The 15,197-nt window shown below is 73.8% G+C and carries 11 protein-coding genes and 1 pseudogene; 8 read left to right on the top strand and 4 right to left on the bottom strand.

Annotated features, from left to right (window positions below):
• Window positions 1–23: 23 nt before the first annotated feature.
• Window positions 24–659, top strand: coding sequence for a thymidine kinase (locus NLU66_RS11205; protein WP_259359770.1), 636 nt, complete (start codon window positions 24–26; stop codon window positions 657–659).
• Window positions 660–781: 122 nt separating this feature from the next.
• Here NLU66_RS11205 and NLU66_RS11200 read toward each other — a convergent pair whose 3' ends face one another.
• On the bottom strand, window positions 782–1,153 hold the full coding sequence (locus NLU66_RS11200; RefSeq protein WP_259359769.1) for a hypothetical protein: 372 nt from the start codon (window positions 1,151–1,153) through the stop codon (window positions 782–784).
• Window positions 1,154–1,392: 239 nt separating this feature from the next.
• On the opposite strand from NLU66_RS11200, the gene NLU66_RS11195 reads away from it, so the two are divergent.
• The 3 genes from NLU66_RS11195 (at window position 1,393) to NLU66_RS11185 (ending at window position 7,270) form a co-directional block, all read left to right on the top strand.
• A complete protein-coding gene (locus NLU66_RS11195; RefSeq protein ID WP_259359768.1) occupies window positions 1,393–4,854 on the top strand; it encodes a bifunctional proline dehydrogenase/L-glutamate gamma-semialdehyde dehydrogenase in 3,462 nt (1,153 codons plus the stop codon).
• A 135-nt stretch (window positions 4,855–4,989) separates the two neighbouring features.
• Window positions 4,990–6,282 (top strand): glycoside hydrolase family 76 protein, encoded by a 1,293-nt coding sequence (locus NLU66_RS11190; protein WP_259359767.1) that lies wholly within the window; start codon window positions 4,990–4,992, stop codon window positions 6,280–6,282.
• Between the two features lie 70 nt (window positions 6,283–6,352).
• Window positions 6,353–7,270 carry a helix-turn-helix transcriptional regulator gene (locus tag NLU66_RS11185; protein ID WP_259359766.1) on the top strand — a complete coding sequence of 306 codons (918 nt, stop codon included), beginning with the start codon at window positions 6,353–6,355 and terminating at the stop codon, window positions 7,268–7,270.
• Here the strand turns inward: NLU66_RS11185 and NLU66_RS11180 are convergent.
• A pseudogene (locus tag NLU66_RS11180) lies at window positions 7,231–7,770 on the bottom strand (aldo/keto reductase); the annotation flags it as partial. The gene NLU66_RS11185 and the pseudogene NLU66_RS11180 overlap by 40 nt on opposite strands.
• Before the next feature lie 262 nt (window positions 7,771–8,032).
• On the bottom strand, window positions 8,033–9,415 hold the full coding sequence (locus NLU66_RS11175) for a UTP--glucose-1-phosphate uridylyltransferase (protein ID WP_259359764.1): 1,383 nt from the start codon (window positions 9,413–9,415) through the stop codon (window positions 8,033–8,035).
• 115 nt (window positions 9,416–9,530) lie between these two features.
• Between NLU66_RS11175 and NLU66_RS11170 the strand changes: the two genes are divergently transcribed.
• Together NLU66_RS11170 and NLU66_RS11165 are read left to right on the top strand one after the other, a co-directional pair.
• Window positions 9,531–10,307 (top strand): DUF899 domain-containing protein, encoded by a 777-nt coding sequence (locus tag NLU66_RS11170; RefSeq protein WP_259359763.1) that lies wholly within the window; start codon window positions 9,531–9,533, stop codon window positions 10,305–10,307.
• Window positions 10,291–11,031: an HAD family hydrolase gene (locus NLU66_RS11165; RefSeq protein ID WP_259359762.1), complete on the top strand. Its 741-nt coding sequence runs from the start codon at window positions 10,291–10,293 to the stop codon at window positions 11,029–11,031. Before NLU66_RS11170 ends, NLU66_RS11165 begins: the two co-directional genes overlap by 17 nt.
• A gap of 38 nt (window positions 11,032–11,069) precedes the next feature.
• Here NLU66_RS11165 and NLU66_RS11160 read toward each other — a convergent pair whose 3' ends face one another.
• Complete coding sequence (locus NLU66_RS11160; protein WP_259359761.1) at window positions 11,070–11,939, bottom strand: DUF817 domain-containing protein; 870 nt, start codon at window positions 11,937–11,939, stop codon at window positions 11,070–11,072.
• A 128-nt stretch (window positions 11,940–12,067) separates the two neighbouring features.
• Between NLU66_RS11160 and metG the strand changes: the two genes are divergently transcribed.
• On the top strand, window positions 12,068–13,858 hold the full coding sequence (gene metG / locus NLU66_RS11155) for a methionine--tRNA ligase (protein ID WP_259359760.1): 1,791 nt from the start codon (window positions 12,068–12,070) through the stop codon (window positions 13,856–13,858).
• Window positions 13,859–13,949: 91 nt separating this feature from the next.
• The gene (locus tag NLU66_RS11150) at window positions 13,950–15,173 is read left to right on the top strand and encodes a Fic family protein (protein ID WP_259359759.1); all 1,224 of its coding nucleotides are present in this window, start codon (window positions 13,950–13,952) and stop codon (window positions 15,171–15,173) included.
• Window positions 15,174–15,197: the final 24 nt, after the last annotated feature.

Genomic DNA, 15,197 nt, shown 5'->3' with positions numbered 1-15,197 from the left:
CGACACCGGAGCGACCACCCCGCATGGCGAAGCTGCACTTCAAGTACGGAGCGATGAACTCCGGGAAGTCCGACACCCTCATCAAGACCGCCTACAACTACGACGAGCGCGGCCTCGCCACGATCACCGTGAAGCCCGCGCTCGACACCAAGGGCGAGGACTGGGTGGTCGCGCGCGGCGGCGCGAAGCGCCGGGTCGACGTGCTCGCAGCCCCCGGCGAGGACCTGCGCCGGCACATCCTCGACGCGGCGGACGCCCTGGACCGTCGGCCTCTGCACGCCGTCCTCGTCGACGAGTCGCAGTTCCTCGAGCCCGCGCAGATCGACCAGCTGCTGCGCCTCGCGAAGGCGGAGTCGATCTCGGTGATCTGCTACGGGCTGCGCACCGATTTCCGCACCGCCGCGTTCCCCGGCGCCCAGCGGCTGCTCGAGCTCGCCGACAACGTCGAGAAGCTGCCGACCATGTGCCGCTGCGGCTCCCAGGCCGAGTTCAACACCCGCACCGTCGACGGCCGCTTCGTCTTCGAGGGCGAGCAGGTCGCCATCGACCAGGGCGCGGACGGTGACGGGGGCGCGGCCGGGGCGGTCACCTACGTCTCGCTGTGCGGGCCGTGCTTCATGGAGGAGCAGGAGCGGGCCGGGGTGCAGGTCCTGGGCTGAGCACGCCGCACCGTCGAGCAGGACGACGACAGCTGGCGGCCCCCGTCCCTCGCAGGGACGGGGGCCGCCTCGGGCCGCGGCGAGGGGCGAGGACGCTCAGGCTCTCACCACCGCGCGCGCGATCAGGAGCTCAGCGGACGGTCCTCGCCGACCTCGGCGTCGCCGCCGGCGGCCGCGGTGGAGTCCTCGGCGACGGTCGCGTCGGCCGAGTCGTCGGAGGAGCCGGAGACCTTGTCCTTCGCGGCGCTCGCGGCACCGGAGACGGCACCGCTCGCGGCCGAGGCCACCTCGGGCGCCTTGGCCTTGACGGTCTCCGCGGCGTCGTGCGCGACCTTGCCCGCGGCCTCCTTGGCCTGACCGGCACGGCGCTGCACCTCGGGATCCCCGGCGACCTGCCTCGCGGTGCGCTCGAGGGACTCGTAGGGGCCGCGGCCCAGGCGGGAGCCGACCACCACGCCGATCGCGAGACCGGCCAGGAACACGAACTTCTTCACGATGATCTCCTTCGTCGGACGGCACGCCGGATGCGACGTGGGACACGTCGAGCATGCCGGAATCCGGCCACCGTGTCACGTTCCGATGAACGCGGACCCGTCGCCGACCGGTCGGTCGCGCAGGGCGGCAGGATCGTCGATGCGGGCCTGCCCGAGGCCCTACGATGCGGGAGTCGGGGCAGCGTCGCCCCGCGACCCACCACCCGCCGGGGATCCGGCGACCCAAGGAGCAGTGCACGTTGTCCTCGTCCTCCCCTCAGCGCGAGACCCCCCGTCCCACCAGCCTCACCCCCCAGGAGATCACCGCCCAGGTCAGGGCCTGGGTCACCGAGGCCGCGGCGCGGCCCGTGCCCTCCTCCTCGCAGCTCCTCACGGGGCTGCTGCGGGACCCGAAGGGCCTGGACTTCACGCTCGCCTTCGTGGACCGGGTGATCCGACCCGAGGATCCCCGCGCCGCCGCCGTGGAGCTGCGGCGCCTCGCCCAGGACCCGCCGCGCTTCCTGCCCGCGCCGCTGCGACGCGTGCTCGGCCTCGGCGGCGCGGCCTCGCGGCTCGCCCCGCAGCTCGTGGTCCCCACTGCGCAGCGGGTCATGCGCCGGATGGTCTCCCATCTCATCCTCGACGCCCGGCCCGCCCCGCTCACCGCCTCGATCGCCCGCCTCACCGCGGACGGCACCACGCTGAACATCAACCTCCTCGGTGAGGCCGTCCTCGGCGCCCAGGAGGCCGCGCGCCGGCTCGCCGGGGTGCACGAGCTCGTCGCCCGCCCCGACGTGGACTACGTGTCCATCAAGGTCTCCTCGATCGTCGACCATCTGCCCCTGTGGGCCGCCGCGGAGACCGTCGACCACATCGTCGAGACGCTGCTCCCGCTGTACCTCGAGTCCGCCCGCTCCGAGCACCCCACCTTCCTCAACATGGACATGGAGGAGTACCGCGACCTCGAGCTGACCCTGCAGGTCTTCGAGAAGCTCCTGGACCGGCCCGAGCTCGCCCACCTCCCCGCGGGGATCGTCCTCCAGGCCTACCTGCCGGACGCCCCTCGCGCCATGGAGCGGCTGCGCGTCTTCGCCCGCCGCCGGGTCGCCGCCGGGGGCGAGCCGATCAAGGTGCGCCTGGTCAAGGGCGCCAACCTCGCCATGGAGAAGGTCGAGGCCTCGCTCCACGGCTGGCAGCAGGCGCCCCTGCTCACCAAGGAGGAGACCGACGCCCAGTACGTGCGGATGCTGCTGGACTGCCTGCGCCCCGAGGAGCTGGCGGCGGTGCGGCTCGGCGTCGCCGGCCACAACCTCTTCGACATCGCGCTGGCCCACCTGCTCATGAACGAGCGCGGCATCCCCGGCGGCGGCGAGGGCGGCGTCGAGTTCGAGATGCTCGCGGGCATGGCTCCCGGCCATCAGGCCGTCGTCGGCGAGGCGGTGGGCAGCATGCGGCTGTACGTCCCCGTCGTCCATCCCCAGCACTTCGATGTCGCCGTCTCCTACCTCGTGCGCCGGCTCGAGGAGAACGCCTCCCCCGAGAACTTCATGTCCGCCCTGTTCGAGCTGGACCGCTCCGAGGAGCTGTACGCGCGCGAGGAGGAGCGCTTCTCCCGTTCGCTCGAGCGGGCGCTGCGCGAGGTCTCCGTCGACTCCCACCGCACCCAGGACCGGCGTGAGGAGCCGCTCGACGGAGGCCCCGAGCTGGGCGACCCCGCCCTGCCCACGGTGCCGGGACGCTTCCGCAACACCCCGGACACCGATGTCTCCGTGCGCGCCAACCACCTGTGGGCCGGCCAGATCACCCACCGGATCCGCTGCTCGACCCTGGGGACCGACGAGGCCGAGGCGGCGCGCGTGAGCACCCTCGAGGGCGTCGACGCGGCGATCACCGCGGCGCTCGAGGCGCAGCGGTCCTGGGCCGCCCTCGGCACCGAGAAGCGGGCGCTGCTGCTGCGGCGCGCCGCCCGCGTGCTCGCCGCCCACCGTGCCGAGCTGCTCGAGGTGATGGCCTCGGAGACCGGCAAGACCCTCGCCCAGGGCGACGCGGAGGTGAGCGAGGCGATCGACTTCGCGCTCTACTACGCCGAGCAGGCGGAGCGCCTCGAGCGCCACGGCGAGCTGTCCCTCGCCCCGCGCCCGCTGACCCTCGTCACCCCGCCCTGGAACTTCCCGCTCGCGATCCCGACCGGCGGCACCCTCGCCGCCCTCGTCACCGGCAGCGCCGTGATCATGAAGCCTGCCCCGCAGGCCCGGCGCACCGGCGCCCTGATCGGGGCGCTGCTACACCAGGCCGGGATCCCCGAGCACGTGCTCACCCTGATCGACGTCCCCGAGGACGAGGTGGGTCGCGCGCTCATCACCGACCCCCGGATCGACCAGCTGATCCTCACCGGCGCCTACGACACGGCGAGCCTGTTCTCCTCGTGGCGCCCGTCGCTGCGGGTGCTCGCGGAGACGAGCGGCAAGAACGCGATCATCGTGACGCCGCAGGCGGATCTCGACCTCGCCGCGAAGGACGTGGCCGACTCCGCCTTCGGGCACGCGGGCCAGAAGTGCTCCGCGGCGAGCCTCGTGATCACCGTCGGCTCCGTCTCCCGCTCGCGGCGCTTCAACGCGCAGCTCGCCGACGCCGTGCTCTCGCTGCACGTGGGCGAGCCGCTCGACCCCACCGTGCAGATGGGCCCGATCATCGAGCCGCCCGGCGAGAAGCTGCTCTCCGGCCTCACCGAGCTCGGCGAGGGCGAGTCCTGGCTCGCGGAACCGCGGCAGCTGGACGACTCCGGCCGGCTCTGGTCCCCGGGCGTGCGCGTCGGCGTCCGGGAGGGCTCCGCCTTCCACCTCACGGAGTACTTCGGTCCCGTGCTGGGCGTGATCCACGCCGACACCCTCGAGGACGCCGTCCGCATCCAGAACGGCACCGACTACGGCCTCACCGCCGGCCTGCACTCGCTGGACCCGGCGGAGATCGCCTGGTGGACCGAGCACGTCGAGGCCGGGAACCTCTACATCAACCGCGGCATCACGGGCGCGATCGTGCAGCGCCAGCCCTTCGGCGGGTGGAAGCGCTCGGCGATCGGCCAGACCTCGAAGGCCGGCGGGCCGCACTACCTCGTCCATCTCCAGGACCTCGCCGACTCCCCGGCCGTGCCCTCGCGGGAGCAGGACCCGGCGGCGTGGCTCGAGGCGGCGAAGGCCTCGGACCGCGACCACCTCGCCGGGCTGCTCGCCCCGCGGGACGTGCAGGACCTCCACGGGGAGATCAACGTGCTGCGCCACCTGCCGCTGCCGGTGCTCGTGCGCGGAGCGGCGGGCACGAGCGCGGCGGAGCTCGAGCGGGTGCTGCACGCGGCCGCGACGGCGGGCGCCCCGGTCGAGGTCTCCCTCGCGGACCCGGCGCTGCTCGCCGTCGCCGTCGCCGCCGGGCAGGAGCCCGGAGCGGTGCGCGTCGAGGACGCGGCCGCGTTCGCGGGCCGGATCGCCGGGCTGGACCAGCACCGGGTGCGGGTCATCGGTGAGGTCGACGACGCGCTGCGCGCTGCGCACGCCGAGCGGGTCGAGGTGGCCCTGTTCACCGGCCCCGTGCTCGCGAGCGGCCGCGTCGAGCTGCTGCCCTTCCTGCGCGAGCAGGCGATCAGCGCGACGGCCCACCGCTACGGCAACCCGCTGCCGCATCCGCTGGACCTCACGGGCGGCCGGGGCTGGGAGCGCGGCGAGCTGTAGCCGCGCCTCCCCCGGAGGGACGGCGCAGGGGTGCGCGGCCCCTCCGGGGAGCCGGATCCCCGGTTCCCGGGACGTGGCGGGAGGACGCGGGTAGGGTTCCGGGACCTGTCCCCGGTCGCACATCGAGGTGCCCCCATGTCCCCGCAGGTCCCCCACCGCCCCACGGCGCTCCCCCGGTCCGCCGACGCCACCGGACGAGCTCCCGGCCCGGCCCGGCGCCCGCTCCTGCTCGCCGCGGCGGCGGGCGCCGTCGCCGCGCCCGTCGTCGGCTCCGCCGCGAGCGCCCACGCGGCGCCGTCCCCCGGCCCCGCGGAGCGCCGACGGCGCGCCCTCGCCGTAACCGGCGCGATGCTCAGCGCCTTCCGCGCCGAGAGCGATCCCGACATGCTCCAGGAGCGTGTGCCCCGGCAGCCCGAGGACCCGGAGTTCAGCTACGTCTGGCCGCTGTCCCAGGCCCGCGCCGCCGTGACCGAGCTGCTCGCCGGGCTGGACGCGGGCGGCCCGGACGCCGGCGACGCGACCGTCGTCGAGGAGGCCGATGCGGCGCTGATCCGCGCCCAGGAGCACTACTGGTACCCCGAGGGCGGCAGCACCGGGGTGCCCGGGTACACGGCCGCGACGAACTCCGAGCAGGGCGCGAACGGCGACTTCTTCTACGACGACAACGACTGGATCGCGCTGCTGGAGATCGAGCAGCACCTGCTCACCGACGGCGCCGCGGGTGACCTCGACCGGGCGGTGGAGCTGCTCGAGCTGCTCCGCTCCGGGGAGGCGACCGATCCGGGCCTCCCCTCGCCCGGCGGGATCTGGTGGACCCAGGCGGACTGGAACGACGACCGCAACACCGTCTCCACCGTCCCCGCCGCGAAGCTGGCGCTGCGCGTGCACCAGCTGACCGGGGACGCCGCCGCGCTCGAGGACGCCCTGCGCTGGCTCGACTGGACGCGCGGGGCGCTGCTCTCCCCCGAGGGCCTGTTCTGGGACAACGTGAAGCTCGACGGCACGATCGACCGCACGTTCTGGGCCTACAACCAGGGCGTGCCGCTCGCGACGGAGGCCCTCGCCCACGAGATCACCGGGGACCGGGTCCACCGCGACCGCGCGCTCGATCTCGTCGCCGCGATCGAGGAGCACTTCTCCCCGCTCGAGGAGGGCGGCCCGCTCGACGAGCAGCCGCTGCAGTTCACCGCGATCCTGCTCGCCGGCATGCTCCACGCGGAGGCCCTGCTCGGCGCCCGGGTGGGCGGGCGCCGCACCGTTCAGGCCGTCGCGGAGCGGCTCTGGCGCACGCGCCGCGACCCGGAGACCGACCTCGTCACCGGCTCCCGGGAGACGGACGTGGGCACGCACCCGCTCGACCAGGCGGGCCTCGCGCGGATCCTCGCCCTCGCCACGCTGCCCCGGCGCGCCTGGCGGCACCTGAGCTGATCGGGGTCCTCACACCGGGAGGTAGCGCCGGAACCTCCCGGATCGCCGCGAGCACTCCTACGCTCGTGGGATGAGCCTGCAGTCCGATGTCCGCGACTTCCTCACCTCCCGCCGCGCCCGCCTCACCCCGGACCGGGCCGGTCTGCCCGCGTACGGCGGCCATCGGCGGGTGCCCGGGCTGCGCCGTGAGGAGGTCGCGATGCTCGCGGGGATGAGCGTGGACTACTACATCCGCCTCGAGCGGGGGAACCTCTCGGGTGCCTCCGGCTCGGTGCTCGAGGCGCTCACCCGCGCGCTGCAGCTCGACGAGGCGGAGCACGACCACCTGCTGGACCTCGCACGGCGTGCCGACGCCGGCACGCGCCCGCCCCGCTCGACCCCCTCCGCGCGCTGCGTGCCCGCGGTGGTCCAGCAGGTGCTCGACGCGATCACCGACGCCCCCGCGTGGGTGCGCAACGCCCGCCACGACGTGCTCGCGGCGAACGCGCTGGGCCACGCCCTGTACGCGCCGCTCATGGAGAGCCCCGTCCGGCCGCTGAACACGGCGCGCTTCCTGTTCCTGGACCCCGCCTCCCGCACGTTCTTCCGGGACTGGGAGCGCTCCGCGGACGACGTCACCGGCATGCTCCGCATCGAGGCGGGGCGCCACCCCGGCGACCGGGACCTCAGCGACCTGATCGGCGAGCTCTCCACGCGCAGCACGGAGTTCTCGGTGCGCTGGGCGCGGCACGACGTCCGCTTCCACCGGGCGGGCTCCAAGCGCCTGCACCATCCGGTGGTCGGCGACCTGGACCTGGACTACCTCGCGATGGATCTCGCGGAGCAGGACGATCTGCGGCTCCTGGTCTACACGGCGGCGCCGGGATCGCCCTCCACGGACGGCCTGCGCATGCTCGCGGCGCGGGCCGCCCGCGGTCCGGAGACCGCAGGCCGCCCGACGGCGGGGGCTCAGGCCTCCAGGGCCTCGGGGATCACCACGTCGAAGTAGGCGGGGCCCGGGGTCTCGGGGTCGGGGCCTCCGCGCACGCCGGTCTCGAGGGCGTCGAGGCGGGAGAGCTCCTGATCGTCGAGCTCGATCCGGAGCGCCTCGAGGTTCTCGCGGATCCGCGAGGGCGTGACGGACTTGGGGATCGCCGAGCGTCCCTGCTGGAGGTGCCAGCGGAGCATGACCTGCGCCGGGGTCGCCCCGTGCGCGGCGGCGATCTCCCCGATGGTGGGATCGGCGAGCACGCTGCGGCGGTCCTCGCCCCAGCCCGGGTAGAAGGTGATGCCGCCGATCGGCGACCAGGCCTGGGTGAGCACGCCGTGCTCGGCGTCCTTCGCCTGCACCTCCGCCTGCTGGAAGTAGGGGTGCAGCTCGACCTGGTTGACGGCCGGGACGACGGCGGCCTGCTCGAGCAGGGCGTCGAGGTGGCCGGGCATGACGTTGCTGACGCCGATCGCGCGCACCTTCCCGTCGGCGAGCAGCGTCTCGAGCGCCCGGTACGCCGGGCGGGCTCTGGAAGACGCCCAGGCCGATCGGCGGCATGGTCACGCCGTTGTTCAGGACGAGATCGGGGATCGGTGCGGTCATGTGCTGCTCCTTCGTCGGTGGTCGGATCCCATCCGACCAGCCGCGCGGAGCGCGTGGGAGTCCCTGTCGTTCCGGGGAACGGCAGCACCTGTCACGCGCGGGGCAGGACATGCGGCCGGCCCCGGTCCTCGAGGGGACCGGGGCCGGCTGATCGGCTGCAGGGGGAGGCGGAGGGGATCAGCCCTCGGTGCCCACGCGGGCGCCCTCGGGGACGGTGCCGCCCTCCTCGCCGAGCACGGCCGCCCCCACCACGGAGACGTCGGCGCCGAAGGTCCAGTCGCCCTGCACGTCGAGGCTCGTCGCCTCCTTGAGGGAGGGGACGCCCTGCGGGAAGCGCAGCTCGAAGTCGCCGATGAGCTTGTACGGCTCGGAGGTCAGCGACACCCCGGGGACCGTGTCGACCTTCTGCACGAGCGCGCGGCGCTCGTCGAGGCCGTAGACGTCCGAGCGGACGAGCAGCAGGTCGCTCGTCGCCTTCACGGGCAGGAAGCGGTCGCGGCCCACGACGATCGCGGTCGCCCCGTCGAACACCTCGATCGCGGCGCCCATCGCGGACTCGATCTGGTAGACGGGCGTCGAGGTCTTGTCGCCGGGGTCGACGGTCTTCTCGTTGCGGATGAGCGGGAGGCCCATGACGCCGTCGCGCTCCTTGAGGATCGCGTCGAGCTTCTCGAGGTCCCACCACAGGTTGTTGGTGTGGAAGAACGGGTGACGATGCTCGTCGGTGAAGTAGTCCATCTCCTCCGGCGGGGTCTGCGCCGTGTCCCGCAGGATGAGCCGGCCGTCGGAGCGGCGCACGGCGAGGTGGCCGCCCTTGCGGTCCGCGGGGGTGCGGCGGCACAGCTCGGCGGCGTAGGGGGCGCCGGTCGAGGCGAACCAGCCGGCGAGGACGGGGCTCGGGACGGTGCCGAGGTTGTCGGAGTTGGAGACGGAGGCGTACCTGAAGCCGGCGTCGAGCAGCTGCTGGAGCAGGCCGGAGGTCTGCAGGGCGGTGTAGATGTCGCCGTGGCCGGGCGGGCACCACTCGAGATCGGGATCGGCGTCCCAGGTGACGGGCTGGAGGCCGTCCACCGTCAGCTTGGGCTCCTTGTTCTGCAGGAAGTCCAGCGGCAGGTCGCCCACGGGGAGGTCGGGGTGCTTCGCGAGCACCTCGAGGGTGTCCTCGCGGGTGCGGAAGGAGTTCATGAACACGAGCGGCAGGCGGGAGCCGGTGGCGCGGCGGGCCGCGAGGACCTGCTCGACGATGAGGTCGAGGAAGCTCTTCCCGTCCCGCACGGGCAGCAGGGACTTCGCGCGGTCCATGCCCATCGAGGTGCCGAGGCCACCGTTGAGGTTGATGACGACGAGCTGGTCGAAGGCGCTCTTCGCCTGCGCCGGGTCGATGGTCACGTCCTCGAGGCGGGGCGGGTCGAGGTAGGGCTCGATGGTGTCCTCGGGGATCGACCCGGTGACGCCCTCCTCGAGCTGACCGTAGTAGTGGGAGAAGACGTCGATCGCCGTCTGCGCCACGCCGGCGTCGGCCATCTTCCGCTGTGCGGCCTGGAGTCCTTCGTTGCTCATGCGCACCAGCGTATCCGGAGGGGGCCCGCTCCTCTTCCCCCGACCCGCATCCGGTGCTTGACTGGTCGCGGAGCCCGGCGGGAGTCCGCCCGCGGGCGCTGCTCGAGGAGGAGCGATGACCGCCACCGATCCGGCCCCCACCCGAGCCGGCCGCCCGCCCGTCGTGGACGAGGCCGCCTGGCGCGAGGCGCGGGACGCCCTGCTCGTGAAGGAGAAGGCGCACACCCGCGCCGGGGATGCGCTCGCCGCGGAGCGACGGCGCCTCCCGATGCTCGAGGTGGACGGCTCCGCGGAGGTCGTGGGCCCGCAGGGTCCCGTGTCCTTCCGGGAGCTCTTCGAGGGGCGCGACGCGCTCGTGGTCTACCAGCACATGTGGTGGGACGGCGCCCCGCACCAGGGCCAGTGCGAGGGCTGCACGCTGACCGCCTGGCACCTGAAGGACGCCGCGTATCTCGAGGCCGCCGGCGTCTCCTTCGCGATCCTCACGACCGGGGCGTGGGAGGAGGTCGAGCCGTTCCTCGCCTTCATGGGCTACAGGCAGCCCTGGTTCTCGGTGCGCGACGCGCCGGCGCCGATCGGCGGGGACATGGGGTACCTGAGGTCGTTCCTGCGGGACGGCGACCGGGTGTTCCTCACCTACGAGACGACGGGCCGCGGGGTCGAGATCGCGGATCCGACGCTCGCCCTCCTGGACCTCACGCCCTACGGCCGCCGCGAGGCCTGGCAGGACACCCCCGAGGGGTGGCCCGAGGGCTCCGACGCCTGCTGGTTCTGGCGCACGGACGCGGAGGGGACGCCGACCTGGGGGCCGACGGGTCGCCCCGTGCCGCAGTGGACCCGGCCCGGCGCGAGCCCGCAGACCACGCTGGGGCGCCATGGCAGCCACCCCTGATCCCCCGTCGCCGCTCCCCCGCTCCCTCAGGGCGATCACCGCGCTGGTGCGGGAGGGCACCGTCGACGTCGTCGTCTCCGATCTCGACGGCGTCGTCCGCCTCTTCCCGCCGGGTCTCTGGGCCGAGCTGGACGCGGGCCTCGGCATCGAGGATCCGCACGTGAGAGCGGCAGCGGGAGGTGCCGCGCCGGGCAGCGGGGCCGACGGACCGTCCTTCTCCGCGATCCTCGGCCATCCGATCCTGCCGGAGGTGGTGCGGGGCCGGGCCACCCACGACCGCTGGCGCCGAGAGGCGGTGCGGGCGCTCGAGGAGCGCGGTGCCGCGCCGGAGCGGGCCGCGGCGACCGTGGACCGCTGGGCCGCGATCCCGGGCCGAGCGGACCCGGTGGTGGTGCGCCGTCTGCTCGAGCTCCGTGATGCCGGCACACCCGTGCTCGTGCTCACCAACGGCACCGACCGGGTCCCCGAGGAGGTCGCGGCGATCGGTCTCACCGCGCTCATCGGCGAGCACCGCGAATGGCTGCTGAACTCCGCGGACCTCGGCGCCGCGAAGCCGGAGCCGGAGGCCTTCGCCCGCGCGCACGCGATGATCCGGGAGCGCACCGGGCTCCCGGTTCCACCCTCCCGCGTCGCCTTCGTGGACGACTCGCCCGGGCACGTCGAGGCCGCGCGCCGCTTCGGCTGGCATGCGCTCGTGCATCCCGGGGACGCCGCATCCGGCTGAGCCGCGCGGCTGCGGCCGGCGGCCGTCGGCCTCGCCGCTCAGGCCTCGCGCGGGCGGTGGACGAAGGTCGCGAGCACCACCGAGACCATCATCAGCAGCAGCCAGGAGACGAGCTTCGCGAGCGGCACCGGCTCCCAGCCGCCGGCCTGGTGCGGGTAGATCCAGGCACCGGCGGCGGTGCCGACGTTCTCCGCGAGCCAGAGCAGGAACGCGACGCCCACGAAGGCGAGGACGACCGGCATCCGGCGCCAGGGGGCACCGCGATGACTGCGGAAGCGCATCACGCAGCGGCCGTACAGCAGCAGCACCGCCGCGAGCAGCACCCAGCGGGCGTCGGGCAGGTAGTGGTGGGTGAAGAAGTTCGCGTAGATCGCGACCGCGACGACGACCGTCGCCCAGCGCGGCGGGTACCGGGTGAAGCGGAGCTCGAACAGCCGCATGACCCGCACGAGGTAGGAGCCGACGGCCGCGTACATGAACCCCGTGTACAGCGGCACGCCGCCGATCCGCAGCAGTCCCTCCGCCTCGTACTCCCAGGATCCGGCGGCCGTCTTGAAGACCTCCATGACGGTCCCCACCACGTGGAAGACGAGGATCACCCCCAGCTCGCGGAGGCTCTCCAGGCGCAGCACGATCATCGCGACCTGCACCGCGACGGCGGCGAGCACCAGCAGGTCGCTGCGCGCGAGCCCGGCGCCGTCCGGGTAGAGCGTCCGCGCGGCGAAGATCAGGACGAGCATGATCCCGCCGACCACACAGGCCCACGCCTGCTTGAGGCCGAAGGCCGTGAGCTCGACGGCCCCGCGGCGCCAGGCCCCGCCGCCGGACCCGGCCACCTCCGCGCGCGCTCCGGCCCAGCGGTCGATGCGCTCCTCGATCGGGGTGAGCGGCGCGCGGTCGGTGGTCATGGGTCGAGGCTAGGCAGGCTCCCGCGCAGGAGCCGGTGAGGACCTGGGCAGGTCCCGGGGAGGAGCTGGGGAGCTCCTGTGCGGCCGCGGGCGCCCGGGGCCTCCGCCCTCCCCTAGAATCGGTCCCCATGAGCACAGTCCTGTCCGCGGTCGCCTGGCCGTACGCCAACGGTCCCCGCCACATCGGCCACGTCGCCGGCTTCGGCGTCCCCTCCGACGTCTTCTCGCGCTACATGCGGATGGCCGGCCACGACGTGCTCATGGTCTCCGGCACGGACGAGCACGGGACCCCGATCCTCGTCGCGGCGGACGCCGAGGGCGTCACCGCCCGCGAGCTCGCCGACCGCAACAACCGCGTGATCGTCGAGGACCTCGTCGCGCTGGGCCTGTCCTACGACCTCTTCACCCGCACCACGACCCGGAACCACTACCAGGTGGTCCAGGACATGTTCGTGAGCGTGCGGGACAACGGCTACATGATCGAGCAGACGGGCCACGGCGCGATCTCGCCGTCGACCGGGCGCACGCTGCCGGACCGCTACATCGAGGGCACCTGCCCGATCTGCGGGGCGCCGGGCGCGCGCGGCGACCAGTGCGACACCTGCGGCAACCAGCTCGACCCGACGGATCTCATCGACCCCGTCTCCCGCATCAACGGCGAGACCCCGGAGTTCGTGGAGACCACGCACTGGTACCTCGACCTGCCCGCCCTCGCCGGCGAGCTGGGCCGCTGGCTCGACGAGCGGGAGGCGACCGGGCTGTGGCGCCCCAACGTCATCCGCTTCAGCCAGAACATCCTCAAGGACATCCGTCCCCGCGCGATGACCCGCGACATCGACTGGGGCATCCCGGTCCCGGGCTGGGAGGACCAGCCCACCAAGCGCCTGTACGTCTGGTTCGACGCCGTGATCGGCTACCTCTCCGCCTCCATCGAGTGGGCGCGGCGCAGCGGCGACGCCGACGCGTGGCGGAAGTGGTGGAACGATCCCGAGGCGCTCACCTACTACTTCATGGGCAAGGACAACATCGTCTTCCACTCCCAGATCTGGCCGGCGGAGATGCTCGCCCAGAACGGGAAGGGCGATCGCGGAGGCGAGCCGGGCCGGTTCGGCGAGCTGAACCTGCCCACCGAGGTGGTCTCCTCCGAGTTCCTCACGATGGAGGGCCGGAAGTTCTCGAGCTCGAAGAACATCGTCATCTACGTGCGCGACGTGCTCTCCCGCTACCAGCCCGACGCGCTGCGCTACTTCATCTCCGCCGCCGGCCCCGAGAACCAGGATGCCGACTTCACGTGGTCCGAGTTCGTCTCGCGCACGAACAACGAGCTCGTCGCCGGCTGGGGCAACCTCGTGAACCGCACCGCGGCGATGATCGCCAAGAACGTGGGCGAGATCCCGGAGGCCGGGGAGCTCGAGGAGATCGACCGCGCGCTGCTCGAGCAGATCGAGGCGGGCTTCGAGACGGTGGGCTCGCTCATCGCCGCGCACCGCCAGCGGGCCGCGATCGCCGAGGCCATGCGCCTGGTGGGCGAGGCGAACCGCTACGTCTCCGAGACGGAGCCCTTCAAGCTCAAGGCCGAGGAGCAGCGCCCGCGCCTGCTCACGGTCCTGCACGTGCTCGCGCAGGCCGTCACGGACCTCAACACGATGCTCGCGCCGTTCCTGCCCTTCTCGGCGAACGCGGTGGAGCGGGCGCTGGGCGGGGAGCTGGAGATCGCGCCGCTGCCGCAGCTGCAGGAGGTCGAGGATCTCGACGGCGGCCCCGCGTACCCGATCATCACGGGCGACTACACGGGCGTCCCCGCGTGGGGGCACCGCGAGGTCGTCACCGGCCGGCCGGTCGCGAAGCCCACGCCGATCTTCACGAAGCTCGACCCGAAGATCGTGGACGAGGAGCTGGACCGGCTCGGCACCGACTGACCGGCCCGGACCGACAGGCCCTCCGGCCTCTCCTGGACCCCCGACGGCTCCTTGCTTACACTTTCTGAGAAACTGTAAGCAAGGAGCCGTCGTGGTCGCACTTCCCCCGCTCGCGGTCCCTCCGCTGGGGCACCGCGAGGGACGCTGGGCCTTCCCGGACTCCGGCCTGCTCTCCCGCCGGGCCCGCGCGGCCGGCACCGGCACCTACCGTGCCGCGCTGCCGGCCCCGATCGCCTCGCTCCCCCTCCCGCTCCCGGCGGATCTCGCGGCCGACGTCGCCGACGCCGAGGCCGCGCTCGTCGGCCTGGACCGCGAGACTGCGGCCGCGCTCGGCGAGGACGCGCCCGTGCTCGGTCCCATGGGCGCGATCCTGCTGCGCACGGAGTCCGCCTCGAGCTCCCAGATCGAGGACCTCACCGTCGGCGCCCGTCAGCTGGCGCTCGCGGAGCTGCGGGAGTCCTCGAGCGCGAACGCCGCCCTGGTCGTCGCGAACGTGCGCGCGATGGAGGCCGCGCTCGCCCTCGCCGATCGACTGGACCTCGCGGCGGTGCTGGACATGCACCGCGCCCTGCTGGGCGACGACGCGGTCCACGGCCGGGGCGCCGGCCGCCTGCGCGAGCAGCTCGTCTGGGTGGGACGCAGCGCGAGCTCACCGGTCGGGGCCGGCTTCGTCGCCCCCGAGGCCGAGGACGTGCCCGCGGCGATGGAGGACCTGCTCGGCTTCGTCGCCCGCACGGACCTGCCTCCCCTGCTGCACGCGGCCCTCGCCCATGCCCAGTTCGAGACGATCCACCCGTTCACCGACGGCAACGGCCGCACCGGCCGGGCGCTCGTGCACGCCATGCTGCGCGGGACCGGCCTCCTGCGCACCGTGACCGCGCCGGTCTCGGCGGGACTGCTGCGGGACGTGGGCGGCTACACCGCGGCGCTCACCGCCTTCCGCGGCGGCGACGCCCGGCCGGTGGTCGAGGCGTTCACGGGCGCGGCCCGGTACGCGGCGGTGACAGGAGGCGTGCTCGTCCACGATCTGCGCGCCGAGCTCGCCCGCTCCCGGGAGGCGCTGCGGGGCCTGCGCCGCCAGGCGACCGGGCACCGTCTCCTGCCGCTTCTCGTGGGCCAGCCGGTGGTCGACGCCGCCTATGTGCGGGCGGCTCTCGGGGTCGCGGACCCCACGGCGCACCGCGCGATCGCGCAGCTGGTCGAGGCCGGGGTGCTCGTGGAGCGCACCGGGGCCCGCCGCAACCGGGTGTGGCATCATCCGGGCGTCCTCGCGGTGCTCGACGACTACGCCGCCGCTCTCCGTCGCGAGGGCTGAGCAGGATCCCCGGCTCGCACCGGC

It is taken from the genome of Brachybacterium sp. NBEC-018 (assembly GCF_024860185.1).
Lineage (GTDB): Bacteria > Actinomycetota > Actinomycetes > Actinomycetales > Dermabacteraceae > Brachybacterium > Brachybacterium rhamnosum.
Note: the sequence above shows the minus strand (reverse complement) of the source record. Positions and strands in the feature narration are given on the sequence as shown.